Origin of the sequence: Flavilitoribacter nigricans DSM 23189 = NBRC 102662 (assembly GCF_002646595.1) — a bacterium.
Taxonomy (GTDB): Bacteria; Bacteroidota; Bacteroidia; order Chitinophagales; family Saprospiraceae; genus Flavilitoribacter; species Flavilitoribacter nigricans.
The window spans coordinates 29,174-49,284 of sequence record NZ_PDUD01000035.1; the positions used below are offsets into that span (position 1 = coordinate 29,174).

The 20,111-nt window shown below is 47.9% G+C and carries 11 protein-coding genes; 4 read left to right on the forward strand and 7 right to left on the reverse strand.

What is annotated here, in order from left to right:
• Positions 1-108: 108 nt before the first annotated feature.
• The 3 genes from CRP01_RS29280 to CRP01_RS29295 form a co-directional block, all read right to left on the reverse strand.
• On the reverse strand, positions 109-633 hold the full coding sequence (locus tag CRP01_RS29280) for a hypothetical protein (protein ID WP_099153623.1): 525 nt from the start codon (positions 631-633) through the stop codon (positions 109-111).
• Positions 626-2,788 carry an NACHT domain-containing protein gene (locus CRP01_RS42505; RefSeq protein ID WP_170110591.1) on the reverse strand — a complete coding sequence of 721 codons (2,163 nt, stop codon included), beginning with the start codon at positions 2,786-2,788 and terminating at the stop codon, positions 626-628. Before CRP01_RS42505 ends, CRP01_RS29280 begins: the two co-directional genes overlap by 8 nt.
• A gap of 103 nt (positions 2,789-2,891) precedes the next feature.
• The gene (locus CRP01_RS29295; protein WP_099153625.1) at positions 2,892-3,617 is read right to left on the reverse strand and encodes a hypothetical protein; all 726 of its coding nucleotides are present in this window, start codon (positions 3,615-3,617) and stop codon (positions 2,892-2,894) included.
• A 206-nt stretch (positions 3,618-3,823) separates the two neighbouring features.
• On the opposite strand from CRP01_RS29295, the gene CRP01_RS29300 reads away from it, so the two are divergent.
• Positions 3,824-6,019 (forward strand): nSTAND1 domain-containing NTPase, encoded by a 2,196-nt coding sequence (locus CRP01_RS29300; protein WP_099153626.1) that lies wholly within the window; start codon positions 3,824-3,826, stop codon positions 6,017-6,019.
• A 286-nt stretch (positions 6,020-6,305) separates the two neighbouring features.
• Here CRP01_RS29300 and CRP01_RS42510 read toward each other — a convergent pair whose 3' ends face one another.
• Positions 6,306-6,467: a hypothetical protein gene (locus CRP01_RS42510; RefSeq protein ID WP_170110592.1), complete on the reverse strand. Its 162-nt coding sequence runs from the start codon at positions 6,465-6,467 to the stop codon at positions 6,306-6,308.
• Between the two features lie 883 nt (positions 6,468-7,350).
• On the opposite strand from CRP01_RS42510, the gene CRP01_RS29305 reads away from it, so the two are divergent.
• On the forward strand, positions 7,351-8,247 hold the full coding sequence (locus CRP01_RS29305; protein WP_170110593.1) for a DUF302 domain-containing protein: 897 nt from the start codon (positions 7,351-7,353) through the stop codon (positions 8,245-8,247).
• A 427-nt stretch (positions 8,248-8,674) separates the two neighbouring features.
• Positions 8,675-10,894: a DUF5916 domain-containing protein gene (locus tag CRP01_RS29310; RefSeq protein WP_099153628.1), complete on the forward strand. Its 2,220-nt coding sequence runs from the start codon at positions 8,675-8,677 to the stop codon at positions 10,892-10,894.
• Between the two features lie 62 nt (positions 10,895-10,956).
• Here the strand turns inward: CRP01_RS29310 and CRP01_RS29315 are convergent, their stop codons facing one another.
• The 3 genes from CRP01_RS29315 to CRP01_RS29325 all read right to left on the reverse strand — a co-directional run bounded on the left by CRP01_RS29315 (position 10,957) and on the right by CRP01_RS29325 (position 16,717).
• Positions 10,957-11,712: a hypothetical protein gene (locus tag CRP01_RS29315; RefSeq protein ID WP_099153629.1), complete on the reverse strand. Its 756-nt coding sequence runs from the start codon at positions 11,710-11,712 to the stop codon at positions 10,957-10,959.
• Between the two features lie 192 nt (positions 11,713-11,904).
• On the reverse strand, positions 11,905-13,623 hold the full coding sequence (locus CRP01_RS29320) for a tetratricopeptide repeat protein (RefSeq protein ID WP_099153630.1): 1,719 nt from the start codon (positions 13,621-13,623) through the stop codon (positions 11,905-11,907).
• Between the two features lie 217 nt (positions 13,624-13,840).
• On the reverse strand, positions 13,841-16,717 hold the full coding sequence (locus CRP01_RS29325) for a hypothetical protein (RefSeq protein WP_099153631.1): 2,877 nt from the start codon (positions 16,715-16,717) through the stop codon (positions 13,841-13,843).
• A 240-nt stretch (positions 16,718-16,957) separates the two neighbouring features.
• Here CRP01_RS29325 and CRP01_RS29335 point away from each other — a divergent pair, with 240 nt between their 5' ends.
• Positions 16,958-20,101: a glycoside hydrolase family 2 TIM barrel-domain containing protein gene (locus CRP01_RS29335; RefSeq protein ID WP_099153633.1), complete on the forward strand. Its 3,144-nt coding sequence runs from the start codon at positions 16,958-16,960 to the stop codon at positions 20,099-20,101.
• Positions 20,102-20,111: the final 10 nt, after the last annotated feature.

Here is a 20,111-nt window from a genome sequence, read left to right on the forward strand (position 1 = left end):
TTCTTGTGTATCAATTAGTTGTGAAAACCTGAAAATGCTTCTTAAGATATTCTTGGTAGTAAAATTCTAACTCTTGAAAACTGGGATAAGTTAGATTGAATAAAAGCATTAGCGAAAATATAAAAATTCAGATTTTATTTTCTCCCTGGTCCATATCCAAAGCCCTGAAAAAAGCGCAACTACTTTGACCAGATTAAAAAGTATTGGCAGGTATATTTCATTCAATTTTTCCTTCGTAGTTAAGGGGATTTCCCTTACTTCACCATCCAGATATATCCAATGTCCGTAATTCCATAATCTTATCAAAAAGGGCCAAAATTGGATTAAAGAGATTGGTATTAAAATGATCAAGGTCCATGTTACGATATGGTATCCTCGACGGCTACCAAAAAATGCTGATAAGATAAATCCTATTAAGACAGTAAGTGTGAAAGCTATAAAGAATGTTGCATACCTTGGAGTAGGAAAGCATACACTTATATACTCAAATTTAGCTTGTTGGTAATAGCTGAACGGATCAAGAGTCTGCCACCAAAAATCATAGCACCAGATAGCTAATCCAGTAATTAAAATTGCTGGAATTAGTTTCTTCCAAAATTGTCCTGATTCAAATCGCGATAGATATCTAGTCATTGCTTTGCGTTGTTAGTTCAGGGCTTTTTTCTTCCTCCTCCTCACCCCGCGGAAACGCCGCTCCATATACCGCCCCCCAATGCCCCGCAAAATACTCCTGCAAGATCCGATGCCGAAAACGCCAGGAACCACCGTCAGATTCGAGAATGTCCTGGATGGTAGCACGTTTTAAAAAAACGACCAATTCCTTAGGTAGTAAGCCCTTGCGACGCAAAAGCCTTTTCAAATGCCAATATTGTAAAATAGAAAAATACAAGGCCCACATAGAAGCTCTAAATCGGTGGTGGGGACGAGTGATCTTTATGAAAGAAGTAGTATGCTTTAATTGGTCGACCAGACCGCCGACCAGACCGCCGAACAGACCGCCGACCAGACCGAAGACCAGACCGACGCCCAGACCGACGCCCAGACCGCCGACCAGACCGAAGACCAGACCGACGATCAGACCGACGACCAGATAAGTTCTTAATCTCTTTTTAAAGTAAAAGAAGGACCAATTTACTGAGTCCTTTGTATCTATTATGGCCGGACTATCGCCCGGACCGCCGACCAGACCGCCGACCAGACCGCCGACCAGACCGCCGACCAGACCGACGACCGGACCGACGCCCAGACCGCCGCCCAGACCGCCGACCAGACCGAAGACCAGACCGACGCCCAGACCTAAGACCAGACCGAAGACCAGATCTATTATTAAATCCTTGTTAAAAAGCTTGAAAGTCAAATACTTCTTTTCATCCGGCCAGATTTCACTCAGACCGTCGATCAGACCGTCGATCAGACCGACGACCAGACCGCCGACCAGACCGCCGACCAGACCGCCGACCAGACCGCCGACCAGACCGCCGACCAGACCGCCGACCAGACCGCCGACCAGACCGCCGACCAGACCTTCTAAAAATTTAGCCATAAATAACTGCCTCCTCCCAAACCGCCCCCAATCATACTGCAAATTTACCAACTCAAACTCCACCAACCCCTTCCAGGTCATTCGATCCGCCAAAAAGCCCAGATATTTTTTGACCTGGTCAGAGGTATACTTTTCAAAACCACCGGTAGCATCCGCCACAAAAAACTCCACGATTTCTTGCTGCCGGCCCTCCAAAGTATCCGCCTTAAAATCAAACTCCTCCCATACTTTAGAAGAAGCAAACAACAACTGCACCGTATTCAAATAAAATGGCGTCTTGATCGCTTCTCGCAGCAGTGGATCCTTTTTCATCGCATCCAGAATGCCATTCGTTTCCGGAGAGTTCACTTCCTGGAGGCCTTCTTTGATCTGCGTGATCGTTAAGGGCTTCACCATGATCTGGCAGTAGACCGGCGCATCTACCGTTTCCGCGTATTCCACGATGCGTGAGCAGATAACGTATTGCCGTTCTTGTTTTTTGCCGTATTCCGCGATAGCTTCCAAACAAGGCTGCCGGAGATCTTCGCCCAGCTCGTCCAGGCCATCGAAGAGCGGCAGCAAACGATTTTCGGTAAGCAACTGCTCCACCAGACCCTTGGAAAAGCCCATTTGCGGCAGCAGTTCCTTTAGCCATTCCTCCACCGACGAAAAACGCTCCCGCCAGGTGGCCATATTGATGATGATCGGGATATCGGTGATGACGGGATCCTGCCGGTAGAGGAGTTCATAGGCCAGCTGCAGCAACAAAGTCGTCTTCCCGGCTCCGGGCTCACCGATGATCAGCAGGCGGCCGCGATGTTTATCGAAGAGGTGGATCAGCTCCTCTTTGATCTTGGTGGAGCGGATGGTCTTATTATCGTAGATATCGGCTTTGGTGTTGGTGCCTTCGGTGGAGTATTTCAGTTCCAGATTGATGGGAAAACGGGCGGCGAGTTTGCTTCGCAGGCGCTCCTGGTAACTTTCCAGCAGGCCGGTGCGGATCTTTTGCAGGTTGTCTTCGGAGACGGCTTCGGCGGTAGGCTCGCCTTTTTTCTTTTTGAAGAACTTATCGCCTTCGGTCCAGAGGGCGTAGGCGAGAATGGTAAAAAAGCCAATGCCGCCGATGGTGAGATAGTAGTGATCTCCCAGTTTTTCCTTAAGCGCAGCGGCGATATCCCCACCGATCAGCTCGGGAATCAGGCTCACTACAATGATGAGCACCAGCAGGCCCAGGAATTTTAGGAGTTTTTCTAGTAGGGTTTTCACCTGCGTAAAATAAGAGAAATGTGGGAAAACTTATATATGAAGATAGCGTTACAATACCTGTCAATCGAATATGCCCTGTGGATAGATCTCAAAAAACTTCTAATCAAAAAACCTCTGTACCAAAATCAAACAACCCAATTTCAGATACAATTTTTTGAAACTTTTCTTTTCCCGTCAGGATAGGCTGATCCTTGTATCCGTATTTTAAGCTTTTAGTATTCCACCAGCTTGAGCTTGGATGAGGTACCGAGAAGTATTTAATCCCTTCCAGCTGCTTTACATTTCTGTAGTACCAATCAAAGTCATTATAAGCCATCCTACTGACAAAGATCAGGTACTCATAATCTAAAATGGACTGTAGGGCACATATATTCCAAAACGAACGGGTTTTATCCATTTCGTGCCTTACAATACTTTCTCCCGTTTGAGCCGGGCGAAGGAAATAATTCAGAAAAACGGTATACCTAAACAAGTTATAGGTATTAATACGCTGGGGTTGTAGCTCGAGTATAGCAGTCTCGATATTTCGGAAGATCGAAAAGGCTTTCGAATCGTATTTTTGGTTTTTCCCGTTACCTGCATTCTGCCGGGTATATATATAATCTCTTTCTTCATCATCTAAATTTTGGGAGCTGGAATCATACCAGGTAGTATAGTCCAGATGAATATGACTTTTTTCCGGTAGATAGTGGCTTTCACCAATGATCAAAACTTTCGTATCCATCTGGCCATATTCTGTTCCAATTAGGGGCAAAAGCTCAGGGTATCGCCGGTAGATATCTAGGGTTTGAAGTCCTATATCAAATTTTTCAGTCCATATCATCAGCATGCAGGTTTATTTTTGGTTGGATATTATACCGGAGTTGCAAACTCCTGCTAGCGGTTCACGGACAGCGAGGGCATTCTACAGCCAGCGGGGGAGGACGAAAATAGAATTAAGCTTTAAAGCGATTTGCTTCTAAGCTACTATATTCCGTATATTAATGAATTAGAAAGATAAATCCAACAACGAAGAAAGCTTTTGAAATTAATTTTATGTATCTAATCACAAAACAAGAGCTTCATCAATTAATCGCTGAAAATAAGACTCTAGCCGCAATCGAGTTTTTAAGATCAGCTTCTTTTATTCAAAGAAATTTTGAATTAAGCCGAGAACTAACTGTTCATCTTGCCTCATTTCAATCTTACAGCGAAGACAAAAGAAAAGAAACTTCAACCTCGGAAGAATTAAGGGTGAGGAAAAATAATCTCCATCACTCCCTCTTAAAAATTGTCGATCTTCTTCCAAATGAGAATCTTGAGTTACAATTACCACCCCTGCCAAATTTACCCAGACCGAAATACCCTTTTATCGGTCTACGTTGGTTTTCCAGAGAGGATGCACCAATATTTTTTGGAAGAGAGAAAGAAATTCAGAAGCTATATAATTGGATTCTATCAGGTGAACGCCTAGTATTACTATATGGACAATCCGGAGTCGGAAAGTCTTCTCTTCTGCATGCAGGTTTATTACCAAGATTAGAATACAGGTGGATTTGCCATTACCTAAGGTGGAATTCTGGGAAAGGAGTGGTAAATAGTTTGGATGGCACACAAATTAATGTCGCTGATAAAGAGAAAGTATATGTGATTGATCAACTTGAAGAAATTTTCACGTCTTCAAGTAGTGAAGTTAAAGAGATCTTCAGTTCCATCAAGTCAACATTGGCAAAGGATGGAAACCTACAGATAGTATTAAGTTTTAGAAAAGAGTTTCTGGCAGAAACGCAAGATATGTTAGATGATTTGAGTATTGATTATAGCTCTATTTTACTTAAACCTTTGAGGAAAAGAGAATTGGTCAAAGCAATTACTGGAGTAGCGTTCGATCCTTGGCTCAAAAGGCGATTCAATCTTGAAATTCAAAATGGGCTACCAGAAAAAATCGCTGACCACATTCTCACTGATGAAGAATCTCATATCGCGCCTTTACTACAAATTCTACTACGCAAGATGTGGGATGCTGTGAAGGATAACAATGAAGATAAAATTTTCGATTCAAATCTTTACTCTGGATTTCAGGAACAGAGCTTAACCAGTATGCTCAGTACACAAATAAAAGAATTAGAAAAAAAGTTTCCTCGAGAAGTTGAGAGTGGCTTAGTCCTGGACATTCTTAAATTTTTCACGACGGTTCGAGCTACGGCCAAGAAGGCAGGAGAGTCTGAGTGGAGAAGTCGTTACGCACATATTTTTTCAATTGACTCTCTAATCCAGGAATTGGAACATCTTTTTTTACTTACCTCCCTAGATAGAGGAAATCAGGCTACCATTCGGCTTGCCCATGATGCCTTAGCGCCAATCATTATAGAAAATTTTAATAATTCCGATCTAATTGGTCAAAGGGCTTTTCGTTTGATTGATAGTAAGCGAATTGATATTGCTTCTGACCGAGAAGTTGAATTTAGTAATACTGATTTGGATACTATATTGCAAGGAGAATATGGTATGCGAAAACTCAGTGATAAAGAGATTCATATAATCAATGTGAGCAGTGAACGTCGAAATAAAGAAAGAAAGGCATTAGAGATCCTGCAAGAAAGGGATGAGGAATTCACTCTAGCTCTTTTTCAGATACAGGAAGAAGAACGCAAGCGAATCGGCCGTGACCTTCATGATAGAGTTGGAAGTATGCTTGCAACAATAAAGCTTTTACTTTCTAGTCTTGACAACAAAACGGGCTTTCCAAATTTGGAAAATAGAAAACGTTTTCAAGAATCAATGTCTTTACTCAATGAAGCTAATGAAGAGGTCCGGAGGTTATCTCATAACCTAAGTTCAGATAGTGCTTTAAGCACCGTTGGGTTGGTTGCACAATTACAGGATATGGTTCGTGTAATTCAAGAAAGTGGCCAATTAATGATTGAGCTTTCTACTTTTAATTTCGATGAACGTTTGGATGTTTCAACTGAAGTTAAAATATACAGAATCATACAAGAATTAGTTAGCAATGCTCTTAAGCATGCAAAGGCTACGAAGCTTCTAATTCAGCTTTCACGTATTGGTGGCACGGTCGAAATTCTTGTAGAGGATGACGGTTTTGGTTTTGATATAAATTCTCTCAGTTACAAGGAAGGAATAGGCCTAAGGAACATTAAAGGCCGTATTTCTGAACTTTCGGGAGATATCCAAATTGAATCTTCTGTCGGTAGGGGAACGAAAATTAATATCCAAATTCCTATTGAAGGTTAAAGCCGAAGAAATAGCGGAAATTTAATTAGAGTTTAATTCAAAATTGCCTTTGAGCAACAATTTCTTCTATTTACTCCACCTCAAGAGTAAAGAAATTTCGAAAATTTCAGTATAAGTTAAATAAAGTGCAGCCTTAATCGTTCGATTGAGGCTTTGGTATTAGAAAATGAGCGGTTCGGTCAGCCGTATACTGAAGAAGAGCTTGCATACGTCAGTCAGTATAATGGTTACGGCGGTATGTGCAGCGAAGTGCCGAACTGAAGAAATAACGGAGATTGTATGAGTATTACATACCCGCTTCACTCTGTAAATCGTCCCACTGTTCAGGCAGGACCGCGTAGCCGATAGACAGGATCTTTTGCTTTTTGTTGTGGTAGGTATAGAATTTGATGTCGCAGGAACCATCCTTGTACGGATCGTAAGTCCAGAGCATTTTCTTTAGCTTCATGGGCTTGGTGTTTTCTAAAGATATTCTTAATAGTAAGTGCACATAATAATACCTATAAAACATGTTGTTGCAAGTTGTCGTACTTTTTTAACTACCTCGCAAACCCAATGAATATAACGAAAAAAGCCCTGATTGTTGACAATCAAGGCTTTGCGGTAGAACATATTGCTTTACTCTGTGATCCCGACAGGATTCGAACCTGTGGCCTGCTGATTAGCTTACCAACTACGACTTTCGCCGCCTGCCGGATGGCAGTTTGTGGTCTGGACTGTCTCTTCACCATCTCAGGTGTGCCACGTACAGTCTCTACGGAACCTTTCTGTAGACTTCAGCATCATTAGCTAATGCGTGTTGTCCATTAAGAGGTGCATTTACCCTAAGGGATACTGATTTGTTAGATTGTTAGGGATAAAAATCATGTATCCCATCCCATACAAATCGACCTTAGCCTTCAATACACCGAGGTCACCTTTATTTTTGGTATGATGCGTAAACATATTACCAAAGATATAAAAATGACCGTAAGTTTCCTCGGGATTGCCAGTTCCAGAATGGAAGTGAGGTTTCCCCGATACGGTGGCATCCACTCTATAAGTTCTGTTTCCTTATAGAGGCTCCTAAATTACTTACTTCGTAAGCAATGCTTAAAGTCAGCTGCTCTATCCAGCTGAGCTACGGGACCAAAATGTCATTACTGCCTTTCCTTCGAAAAGCGACGCAAAAATACGGTATTTTATGAAAAAACCGCAGCGTGCCGGAAATAGTTTCCCAAAAATATTGGAAAAGCATGGGAGGTGGATTTTTTCAGGAGGATCGACCTTTTGTGTTGTGGAGAGTGTTCCAAAGGAGCCCCATCATTTTCGAATCCAATAACCTACACCAAATGAATTACTTATCTGTTATCGGCTGCATGTTGTTTGCGGCCTTATTTTTCCAGACCTGTGACGATGTTCCCCATCCTACCCAGCCGGAGACGGCCTTGATCAAGGTAGAGAACGAAGCATCGGTTGCGGATGTTTACGCGGCGGTAAAAGCCAATATTGAAGGCAAGGGGCTCAATGTGGTTGCCGAAGTGAACCACGGACAGGCTGCCGCCAATGTGGGGATCAATCTGCGTCCGACCCGCCTGATCATTTTCGGAAATCCAGAAGTGGGGACTAAATTGATGCAGGCAGAACAGCGGATCGGGATCGATCTTCCTTTGAAAATGCTCGTCTACGAAGCGGTAGATGGAGAGACGATCACCGCCTATTACAATGGTTCCTATCTGGCGGACAATTACAATATTGATGATCTGGAAGCCGTCGAAGACGGCATCGACGGAGCGCTGGCCATGATCAGCGGTAATGATTCCGAGGGGCCGGACGTATACGTGGGTCAAAAGAAAATCAACTCGCTGCAGACGGTAGAGAGTAGCAGTGGGGTAGAGGCTACCTACACAAAGGTAAAGCAGGCCGTGCTCGATCGTTCTTTTAGTGTTATCGCGGAGGTAGACCACAGCGCGGCAGCGGCCAACGTCGGACTGGAGCTTCGTCCGACCCGCCTGATCATTTTTGGAAAACCGGAAGGCGGCTCTCTGTTGATGCAGAGCAATCAGGAGATCGGTATTGAACTGCCCCTGAAGATCCTGGTTTGGGAGGATGCAGCCGGAAATACCCAAATGGGGTATTACACCGGTACCTATCTGGCTAAAAGATACGATATCAAGGATCAGGATAATGTTGTTGAGAATATCGACAATGCGCTTTCTGCCATCACTGCGGAAGCTGCCGGCGAATAACCCACAATTTTCCTTCGGTCTGTAGTAAGCAATCAACAAGACCGCCAGGGTTGCCCGAATGCCAGTCGGCACACGGCCTGCTCCCGGCGGTCTTTTTTTGCCCGTACTATGCTGGTGCAGATTAGGATATCAAACCCGAAGAATACCTTTCGACCGGAAGAGCGCAGAACTGCTTTGGGCAGGAACAGATAATCCTTATATTGCGTCGAAACAACGCAAAGGCCACAACAACATCCAGCAAAACGAACGACTCAACTCCCGATCTTTGTCGGCGCGTTCTGTGCTGGCGGTATTCCCATACGAATAGAATTCCATATTAAATGAGCGAGCGTTTGGGTGTTGCCTAAACCGCTGGGTATCTGGTTTATATTGAGAGGATCACCGGAGGCCTCGACCTGCGGGTGATCTTTTTAGCTAAAGACAAGGAATGATGAAACGCTACCTATACATTATACTGAGCCTTCTTTTATTCGGACAATGGGGAAAGGCACAGTCTGCGGGAAAGGACATGCAGGATGCCTACCAGTTAGGACTCAGCCGTGCCACGGGAGAAATGCTGGTGGATGGTGCCCTCACCGAGGACGTTTGGCGCAATGCGGATACGGCCACGGACTTCTGGCAAAAATTCCCCCAGGACGGGCTACCGGCCGGCCGGCAAACGGTGGTTCGGATGGCCTACGATGACCGCTTTTTGTACATCTCCGCCGAATGCTACGATACCAATTACTACGTGGTACAGACGTTGAAACGCGACAGCCGCTTCTTTGAAGGAGATGCCTTCGGACTGGTACTGGACCCGGTGAACCGTCGCTCCAACGGCTTTCTGTTTGGGGTTAGTCCGATGAATGTGCAGTCGGAAGACCTGATCAGTGCGTCTCAATTTGGGGATCTTAATTTCAGTTGGGACAACAAATGGTTTTCCGCGGTGCAGCGCCACGACGATCGCTGGGTGGTGGAAATGGCCATTCCTTTTAAAACGCTTCGCTTCGAAGCCGGTAAAGATACCTGGGGCATCAATTTTTTTCGCTACGATCTGAAAAGGAACGAAGTCAGTTCCTGGACGGAAATGCCCGTGAATTTCGATGTGCAGGATCTGGGTTATACCGGAGCGCTGCACTGGGATCGCTCGCCCGCCAAACCGGGCGCCAACGTGTCTCTCATTCCTTATCTGAGCGGTTCTCTTTACCGGAATAATGAGGTGGAAGACCCGGCGGATGAAACGCGCTTTGACGGTGGTTTTGACGCCAAGGTGGCCCTCACGTCTTCGCTCAATCTGGACCTGACCGTCAATCCGGATTTCTCTCAGATCGATGTGGATATCCAGCAGACCAATCTGACCCGTTTCAGTTTGCAGTTTCCCGAACGAAGACCATTCTTTCTGGAAAATGCCGACCTGTTTGCTGACTTCGGTACGCCACCGGCCCGTCCGATCTTTACCCGTTCCATCGGGCTGGACGAGAACGCGCTGCCGATCCGCATACTCTACGGCGCCCGCTTGAGTGGCAACATCGGCAATAACTCCCGCATTGGACTGCTCAATTTGCAAACCCGGGCAACGGACGATCGGGACGCCCATAATTACAGCATTTTGTCCTTCAATCAGAGCGTGCTGAAACGGTCGCTGATCAAAGGCTACGTGACCAACCGGCAGGCTTATCTGCCGGGAGAGGGATTCAACGGGAACGATTACGGCCGCAATGCCGGTCTGGAATTCAATTACCGTAATCTGAGCGGCACCTGGAATCCCTGGGTGGCCATTCACGTATCGGATAAGTCCGGCGTGGGGACGAGCACCTTCCGGAATGCCGGCGTGCGCTACAGCGGTCGTAACCTGTCCTACTTCATCGATTACATCGGTATCGGCACGAACTATTACGCCGATATGGGCTTCATTCCCCGACTGGAAAATTACGATGCCGCCCGGGATACCGTCATCCGCCTGGGCTTTGAGCATATATTTAACCGACTGGGGTATACCATTCGTCCGCAGGGGGACGGCGCTTTCATCGCCCACGAGTTTACCACCAGTTCCCGCTTTATTTTTAATCCGGACTGGACCCTGAACGAACGCCGCAGTACCCTGGATTACAGTGCGCTTTTCCGCAATACGGGGGAATTCAGCTTTTCGGTAGAGAATTATGATAATCGACTGCTGTTTGCTTCGCGGTTTACGGAAGGACCGCCGCTACCGCCGGCCCGATACGAGTACACGCAGTTCATTGCGGGCTATAAGTCGGATGCGCGCAAGGCGTTTGCGCTGGAAGCCGAAATGCAGGGCGGTCAGTTCTATAACGGGAAACTATTTCGCTACCTGGCCGGCATCATCTACCGGGCGCAACCCTGGGGGAATTTCAGTATCGCTTTTGAACAGAACGATCTGCGATTACCGGAACCCTACGGTGATAATAAATTGTCGCTCATCAACCAGCGCACGGAGATCAATTTTTCCAATCAGTTGTTCTGGACCACCTTTCTTCAGTACAATACGCAGCGTAACAACTTTAACGTCAATAGCCGACTCCAGTGGCGCTACCAGCCCATGTCGGATTTCTTTCTGGTATATACCGACAATTATTTCAGCGATCCGTTCCTGCAGCATAAAAATCGGGCCATTGTATTCAAATGGAACTACTGGCTGACCCTGTAGGGGTGCAGATCAGGGAGGATTAAGAATAAATTCCACCTTATCCTTAGATTTATTTTTCAGCACTAACTTTTACTCAGTCGAAATTTTCTTCTCACTGGAATTTTCAGAAAAAGCTGACGCAAAGAGAATAGGTGCATGGCCAGCGCAAAAGGCACAATGAAACCCGGAATAAAAATGAAGGGAAACTCGGCGATAAACGTATTGGCCGGTTCGTTCATAAAGACCCGGAAAGGGGAGGGGGTAGACAGGATACTCACCAGCACGATATTGAACAACAGGACGATCCCGAAAATATTCCAGATGATCGCCTCGAAACGCCGGTAGCGATTGCCGCCGAAAAAGACAAAGCCGGCCATGGGGGCGGTGATCCCAACGATGATATCGTGGTTGAGCCAGTTAAAGGTCATTTGCTCCGGCACGTAGCCGCCCTTAAAACCCATGTAGAGGAATAGCTCCATCAACACCCGAAAAGTCTGAATATAGATTGGCCAGCTCATCGGCACCACCCGGAGGATATTGCCGAAAGGTTTGGAAAACATCAATAGCACGATCAAAATGACGGGAGGGATGATCGCAATGAAAATACGGGGCGGAAGACTGGAGAAATCGCGAAAGAAACCGGACCAGGACAGCAGACTCAGTAATGCCAGCCAGATCCCGAAACCGATCGTGACGTAGATGCGGAACTGCCTCCGCTTCGGTTTTTCGATTTCCAGTTTATACAGTGCATAGCGCAATGCGAACATCAGGGTACTGAACAGTGCAATGACCAGTAAAATGATCGTGATCTGTCCGGTAAGATAAGCGGTTTCGTTCATGCCGGCGAGTGGTGCTTTAGATCGTTTGCAAGTACTTTCGCCGCCTAAGATAATGAAAGAGGTTGGAATTTTAGAACCCGGCAATTCAGGTAGTTTGGACTTTTAGAACTTAGGATATTGCCTGACAATTTTATCCGAACTGCTTCCCAATCCCTCAAAGTCCAAACTACCTGAAATTTCAACTCCCTTATCCTATCGTCCCACTACCGTCGAATTCGTAAGCTGCACATCCGCATATTTCCAGGCGGTCTGCAATTGTTGGGCAACTTCCGCGGCAGCGGCGTCCTTCTGCTGTCTTTGCAGGCTTTCGTATAGTCCGCTCAGGGCCCAGCCGTTCTTTGGAAAAGTTTCCAGGTCCTCGCGGTAGACGGTTTCCGCTTCCGCATATTTGCCGGCTTTGATCAGGATAGGACCGAGGTGATGACGCACGGAGAAAAACCAGTCGGGTGGTTCGGTATAGTTCAGGTTATCTTCGATGGCGATGGCTTTTCTCAGGTGTTTTTCGGCCTTGGCGAAATCTCCTTTGGCGGCGGCCAGTTCACCGGCGACCACGTGTTCGGCAATATCGATGATATCACTCATCACATTGATGTCGAAAATGGCGATCTCCTCCAGGCTTTTGTTGTCGCTGATCCGCTCCAGTTGCTTATACTCGTTAGCGGCAGCGGCGGGTTGGCCGGTATTGATAAAGGCCATGGCCCGGGCGTAGTGCCAGATCCCTTGCGGGTAAACCAGTTCATCGTCCGGTTTGGAAGTGGCCAGGATATCCTGCCAGCGGGCAAACTTCACCTGCAGGTACAAGGGAATACTCCAAAAGTGCTGGATCGTCTCGTAGCCCGACTTGCGCATCAGGTCAGTATCCAGTTTGTCAACCATCCGATCGGCTGCTTCCAGGGACAGTTCGCTGTTCCCTTCCAGGGCCGCACAGGCCGTCAGGAAGTGGTAGTTGTGCGGGAAATACATCAGCGGATAGATGCCCGCAGCGTAGCAGGCGGTCATATAACTGCTGTCCACTTCCACGGCCCGGCTATTGACGATCACGCCTTCGTGGTAATCGCCCGTACGGATGTAGGTATGCGAAGGCATGTGTACCAGGTGGCCGGCGCCGGGGATCAGTTCCGGCAGGTTTTTGGCGTAGGGTAGGGCACGGTCGGGTGATTTGGATGCTTCGGTGGCGTGGATGTACAGGTGCACGCTGGCGGCGTGCCGGGGATTGCGTTCCAGCGTTGTTTCCAGGATCTCCAGGATCTCCGGCGTCCAGTCTTTGGCATTTCCGGCTTTGTCCCAGAGGTCCCAGGGGTGCTGATCCATAATGGCCTCGGCCAGCAGGGTGCTGATGTGGTCATTTTTTGGGAATTCCGCATGGGCCTCCCGTAATGCTTCTGTGTAAGCATTATCGTATTCAGTGCGATCATCCATCGGACCAACCGGATAACGCTTGCTGATGGAGCGGATAATGGCCCGCTCTTCGGCACCGGCATGGTCCGCGTACTGCATGGCTTTCCGGGCCGCTTCGTAAGCGAGGGTAACGACTTCCGGCTGCATGCCGGCATTGTAGTTGGGCCCGAGCGCATAGGCCAGCCCCCAATAGCACATGGCGCATTCGGGATCCTGTTCCAGAGCGTAGCGGAAAGAACGGACCGCCTCGGCGTGGTTAAAGCCTACGGCCAGCTGAAATCCCTGATCAAAATACTGTTTTGCTTTTTTGGAGGTGGTGGTAATGTCGGGTGTTTCCCCGTTCAAATTGGCGAATAAGGGTAAGGGGTTTTTAAAATCGGCCAGAGCGTCCACCGGAATGCCGCCGGAACAGCTTACCGGTTTCGGTAGGTCTACCGTGGTTTTAGGTGTCTTCCTGGTGTTGCACGCGACCAGAAATCCCAAAACGGCTAATAAAAATAGGAAAGATCTCATAGGTATCAATCGGGTTTTGGATAGCCTTTCCCGGAGCACACGTGGATCGGGAGGCTGCTGTTTGTGGGTTTGAATGTTGTATCGGTGCAAATGTAGGCGGCAGGGCCTTAGTAGTAAAGGGCACTTGATTGGATTGGGGACCAGAATGAGCAGGTGGCACGCTTTTCGAGTTGGTCAACGAGCGGATGGTCGGAGATTTTTGGAATAGAAGGGTACATTAATACTCCAAGATAAACTTGGTCAGGTTCTGTCCCTTTTCCAGATCAAGCTTTTTGCGCAGCCGGTAGCGGGCCACTTCAACGCCGCGAATGGAGATCCCCATGAGGTTGGCGATCTCTTTGGTGTCCAGGTTAAGTCTTAAAAATGCACTGAGCTTTTGTTCGTTGGGAGTCAGATCGACAAACTGGTTTCTTAAGCGCCCCAGAAAATCTCCGTGTACCCGGTCGAAGTGATGTTTAAATTGTTCCCAGTCTTCCTGCAGCCTCAGGGTCGTATCGATCTCTCTGACAATTTTCTCCAGGGCCCGTTTGGTCTCTACATTTTTCCCCTTTTGCTTTACTTCATTCAAGTCTTCCCGGATCGTTTCCATAAACTCGTTCTTAACCACCAGATTCATGGTGGAAGCGGCGAGCAGTTGATTGAGATGATCCAGTTCGCTTTTCATCTTTGCTTCCTCTAATTGCAGGAGTTCTTCTTCTTTTCGTTGCTCAACTTCAATGAGCTCCTGTTGTTTTGCCGCCAGGGCTGCCTGCTTGCCTTCTTCTATTTTTACGGCTTTTTGCTTGTAATGGCGTTGCTGCATCCGGAAAAGCAGCAGCAATACCCAAATGACTACAATGAGGTATAGCGCTTTAGCCCAAAGACTTTTGTAAAAGGGAGGAGTTACCCGCAATAGTAAAGGTTTGCTGCTGGTTATTTCCCCCAGGGCGTTGCGGATGTCCACAATGAATTCGTAATCTCCGGCGGTTAGATTGGTATATTCCTTGGTAGTCGAATTGGTCCAGGGCCCGTAGTCTTCATCAAAGCCTTTCAGATAATATCGAAACTGCTGGTTATTGACATCCTGGAACTGAAAAGATTCTACGTGGAACTGCAGCACCTTTGTTTTTTGTTTTATGGCTAACTCTACGGGGCGGTCAGGCTTTGATGCAAAAGGTTTTCGGGAATAGAGAACGCTGTCTTCCGTTACACTATACACCCTACTGATCACCAGTGGATTCTCCGGTAAGGTTCGTCCTTCCAGTGCCGGATCGTAAAATATAAAGCCCTCATTGGCATTAAACAAAACCCCCTTACTGGTATTTACCGAAATATGTAGCAGGTCGTTGTTGAAAGAATACCGCAACTGGAAAAGGGAAGAAGGGATATATTGGTAATTACTGGCACTGATCTGCCGGAAGTATCCAACTTTGTTATCCGCATAGACATGAATGTTTTTCTGCCGGTCCTGCACCAGCAGATAAACGGGCTGGGGGCCAATTTCGTCAAAGAGGAAGTCTGATCTTACGATCCGGTCGCTCGTCTGGTCCAGCTTGTAGATTCCGGATCTGGTGGCTATCTGGATCTCATTATTGCAGCTACTGAGTATGATCTGTTCATTGATCGGAAGCTCCTCCGCGACCGATATTTTTTTAACCGTAGCACTCGTTAATTGCTCTTCGAGCTGCAATCGGTAAAGTCCTTTATAGAACTGACCAACCCAGATCCTTCCCTTTTGATCTTCTTCGAAGAAACGACTTGATTCATTAAAGCCGGCGATCTTTTGCACGGCCTCCAGTTCCATATTTTTATTAACCTGAAAAAGGTACAGCCCCGAATAGGTGCCCCCAATTGCGTATCCGGGCTGCGAATGCAGTGGCTTTATTTGCCAAAGTCCGTCGGTAGCGGCCACACGGCGGGCGGTGCGATCTTCCAGAATAAACAATCCGGTATGGTGCCCGGCGTAAAGCTTGCCGCTGATCTCCTGCATTCCGTAGGCAGGCCCTTCGGTACCGCTAAGGAAGATACTTTTTGCGGCCCCCCGCTCCGAAAAATAGATGCCGTTGGAAGTCGTGTAATAAGTGCCGCCATCGGTTTCAAAAGCTTCGTATCCGCTACCCTGAATATCTATCTCCTGGTTGATCAGGCGAATGGGAGAATTGATGTCAATGATCGCCAGCCCGTTTTGCATGCCCACCCACAGGTCTCCGGCAAAATCCTGGAAAGCCCGTAAACAGGCATTGGTCTGGAGCCCGTCCTGTTTGGTGATGTGCTCCATGGTTTGCTGCTGCAGATCGTAGAGGAACAAACCCGCAGTTTGGGTGGAAATGGCCAGCCGGCTGTCGGAAAGTTGCAATACATGGTTCACATATTTTCCCTGTAAAGCAGCACTAAGGGTCTGATACTCATCACTCGTCACGCCGAAGAAATTGGCGTATTCGATGGTCCCGGAATTATAAAATAAAAGCAACCCATCATCTTGCGGAATGATCCCGGCCAGTATCTGATCTTTTTGCCCCTGCGGATAGCTTGCCGTCAGTTCGTCGCCGTTCATTTCCAGTAGTTGCCCCCGTGAAGTTTGGGTAAACAGTTTCCCATTGACGAGAAATGATCGGTCCAGGCCTTCCTCTACGCTAATGACTTTGATAGACTGGCCGTCGTAGACATAAATGCCCTGGAAAGTGCAGAAGTAGACTTTAGAATGCAGTATAAAGACATCCCATACCTCGTCAAATTCTTTGAAATCTTCCGGTATTTTGTTGATCAGCGAAATATAATTCCAATTCTTTTCAAAGAATCCGAACTCTCCCTGTGAACCAATATACAGTCGATTGGTTGTATCATCGAATGCGAGCGATCGTTGTTTTTTCCCGGTTTTAAAAGCGTGGGTTTCCCATTCGTTTCCATTAAAAGCGAGTACGCCGAGATTGTTGGCAACGAACAGTGTCATGTCCCGGTTTTGGGCAAAATCAATGTTTTGGATACCGGCTTTATAATCGGATGTCGTAAAGTTTTGAATGGGATATTTACCGATAAAGGCGTGCGCCGGTCCGGTAAATAAAGACAGGATGACAATCCGGAAAATGTACTTGCTGATGTGACGGGAAAAACTCATGTGCAGTTATTGAAAATAAATTATAACTGATTATCAGTGTTTTATGGTGATGTATGTGCAGTTTTGATGTAGTTGTGAAAAAAAATGGCGAAAGAATTGATGAGGCGCTATTTTTCCTGTGGAGGCAATATAAGCCTATATTTGATCAAAATAGCATCACAGGAGGAAGGAATTGTGGTACGGATAAGATCTTCAGGAAAAATACAAGCTGGTATACTAAGTCTATCAAAAAATGATCATATGAAGAACGTGCTTTTACAACTAATCCTGTCTCTAGCTGTAACATCGGCCGTGGCCCAGGCCGATCAGGTAAGCGTTATAAAAAATGACGAGGGCATGAAACTGGTCGTTAACGGGGCTGATTTCATGATCAACGGTATGAACTGGGATTATTTCCCGATCGGTACCAATTTTTCGTACAGCCTCTGGAACCAGTCGGATGATATCATCAAGGCCGCTCTGGATACGGAGATGTCCATGTTAAAGCATATGGGCGTAAACGTCATCCGGCAGTACACCGGAGTCCAGCCCCGATGGATCCAGTACATCTACGAAAAGTACGGGATCTACACCATGCTCAACCATTCGTTTGGCCGGTATGGTTTAACGCTGAACGGTGAGTGGGTACCCAATACGGAATATGCAGACCCGCGAACCCGACAACTATTGCTTTCGGAAACCCAGGCGATGGTAGAGGCTTATAAAAACACACCGGGCCTGCTCCTGTACTTACTCGGTAATGAAAACAACTACGGGCTGTTCTGGGAAGGTGCCGAAACGGAAGATATTCCGGTGGAGGACCGAAAGTCGACCGCCCGGGCCCGGGCCATGTACAAGCTCTTTAATGAGGCTACCGTTGCGATGAAAGGTATCGACAAGGCCCATCCGGTAGCCATCTGCAACGGCGATCTGTTGTTTGCCGAAATCATCGCCGAAGAGTGCGCTGATGTAGATATCTTCGGAGTAAATATGTACCGCGGCGTTTCTTTTGGAGATGCTTTCCAAAGGGTGAAGGACGAATTGGATATGCCGATCATGTTTACGGAATTCGGTGCCGATGCCTTCAATGCCGTTGAAAACGAGGAAGATCAGAGGTCCCAGGCCTATTATATGGTCGGGAACTGGCAGGAGATCTACCAGAATGCAGCGGGCATGGGTAAAGTTGGGAATTCACTCGGTGGATTCACCTTCCAGTTTAGTGACGGGTGGTGGAAATTCGGACAAACTACCAATCTGGATGTTCACGACAACAACGCCTCCTGGTCTAACGGCGGTTACCAAAGCGACTTTGTAGCCGGTGAAAATAACATGAACGAAGAGTGGTTCGGTATTTGCGCCAAGGGGCCGACCAACGCACGGGGTCTTTACGATCTTTACCCCCGTGCGGCCTATTACGCGCTCAAGGAAGTGCATTTGCTGGATCCATTTGCCAGTGGGGTAAGCCTGTCCACCATCGATGAGCACTTCGGCCAGATATCCCTAACCGAGGCGGTATTACAGGCCCGGGGCGATCAGGCCGCTCTCGACGGTGAACAGTTGAAAAAAGTGAGGATCGCCGGATTGCGGGCAGAATTGACCACCTTCACCACCGGCGGGAAAAACATCAGTACTCCAAAGGAAGCGGATCCCGATGTATTGCGGTATCCGGATGAACTGGGTTTCGACCACATGCAATCCTTTTTCGTAGATGTGGAGGCCAATCCGACCAACAGTGTCCGCTTCAATGTATCCTTCAACGCACTCGGTAGAGTGGCCGAAAATCCGATCAATGAGATCTTTTACGAAAATAGGGGACGAACCCGATCCGTAAATACCAACCAGGGAAACCTGCCCATCACCTCGCTCAACCGGGTTAGCATTTATCGCGCTGATTTTGCCTGGAATGACAAGTGGTACAACATCAATGGCTTCTACCGGACCGGACATTACCATTGGGGCTACGAAGGAGACTTTTTCGGACTTTATCCGGAAGCTAATTATGGACCCAACATTGATATTTATAACGGAAATGCTCCCTTTGGTTTTGAAGCGGAAGGCAAGAAGTCACTCCGGGGCCTGAAAGTAGCTTTTGGCCCGGAGCTCTGGTGGGGTGCCAACCCGGCGGTGCTGGTCAAATACTCGCGCCAGCTAGGTAAGATCAACCTGACGGGTATTTTCCACGAAGACATCGACGAACCCGCACCATCGGTAAGTTCCTTTGCCGTGCCGATGCCCCAGACCCGCCGGGCAACCCTGCATGCCAAAACCAAAGTGGGACCCATCGGAGTCGAACTGGGTGGTATCTGGGGAGGCCAGCCCCTGGTCGGCCGACGGTTTCAGATCGTAGCTGATGCGGACGATTCCCGCGGACAGGAAGCCGTTTACCAGGATGAGATCCAGGCGAAAGATACCTGGGGCGGAAAGGTGAAATTCACGTACTCTTCCGGTCCGGTCAACTGGTACGCTCAGGGCGCCGCTATGGGATTGGTCGCAAATGGAGGCGCCGATTATACCCGAACCTTTACCGGCTGGCGCCTGAAAGACAGTGGAAGCGGTAACCAGTTCAACTTCCTGACCGGCTTTACTTACCTGATCGGTGATTTTCAGATTGCCCCGAACTTCTTGTGGCAAAAACCGGTGGTGGGCCCCATACCCTTTGATGTGGCGGCTCCGGGAAGACCCCGGAACATACTCGATGATCCCTTCTCCGTGCGCCAGAACCGGGAAACCGTTGCGGGAGAGATCCTGTTTACCTACGACCCGACCCCCGGCACCTGGATGTACGACTGGGACAATGACCTGATGGAAGATGCGCCCCTGGCCCTTAGTGCCGGCTTCGTATATCGCCACCTACCAACTACCCAGGATGCCGGTATCGGTATTTTTGCGGACGGTCGTACGCTTTTTGCCTTCCCGGGAGCACCTCCCGCTCAGGACCTTTGGGAGGTCCACGCCCGGGCGGTGTCGAAACTCAGTCCTGAATTTGGGTTTATTGTCAATGCTTACGGCGGGAATGCTCAGGCTAACGGTAGTGATCCGAGGCTGATCCAACGCTTCGGTACGGATCTCCGGTTGATCTACCATCGAATGAAGCTCACCTCCATGGTAAAGGTCAACGACTGGGGACCGTTTGATTACCACCGTGATTTTAACCTGACCTTCCCCCTCCAGTTGACCCTGGACCTGTCCACGACCGTGGGCAAGCCCAAATGGTTCGACTTACCCAATACCCGTGCCGGTGTACGCTGGACCTGGCGCTCTCTCAACCAGTATTCACCTCGTTACTGCCCCACCACTACCTTTGATGCAGCCGGGGATCTGGTTTGTGATCCTCTGGCCCCCGGATTTGATAACGGGCGGGAATGGGAGATCAGAACGTATGTACACTTCAATATTGGCCGGTAAACTATAAAAT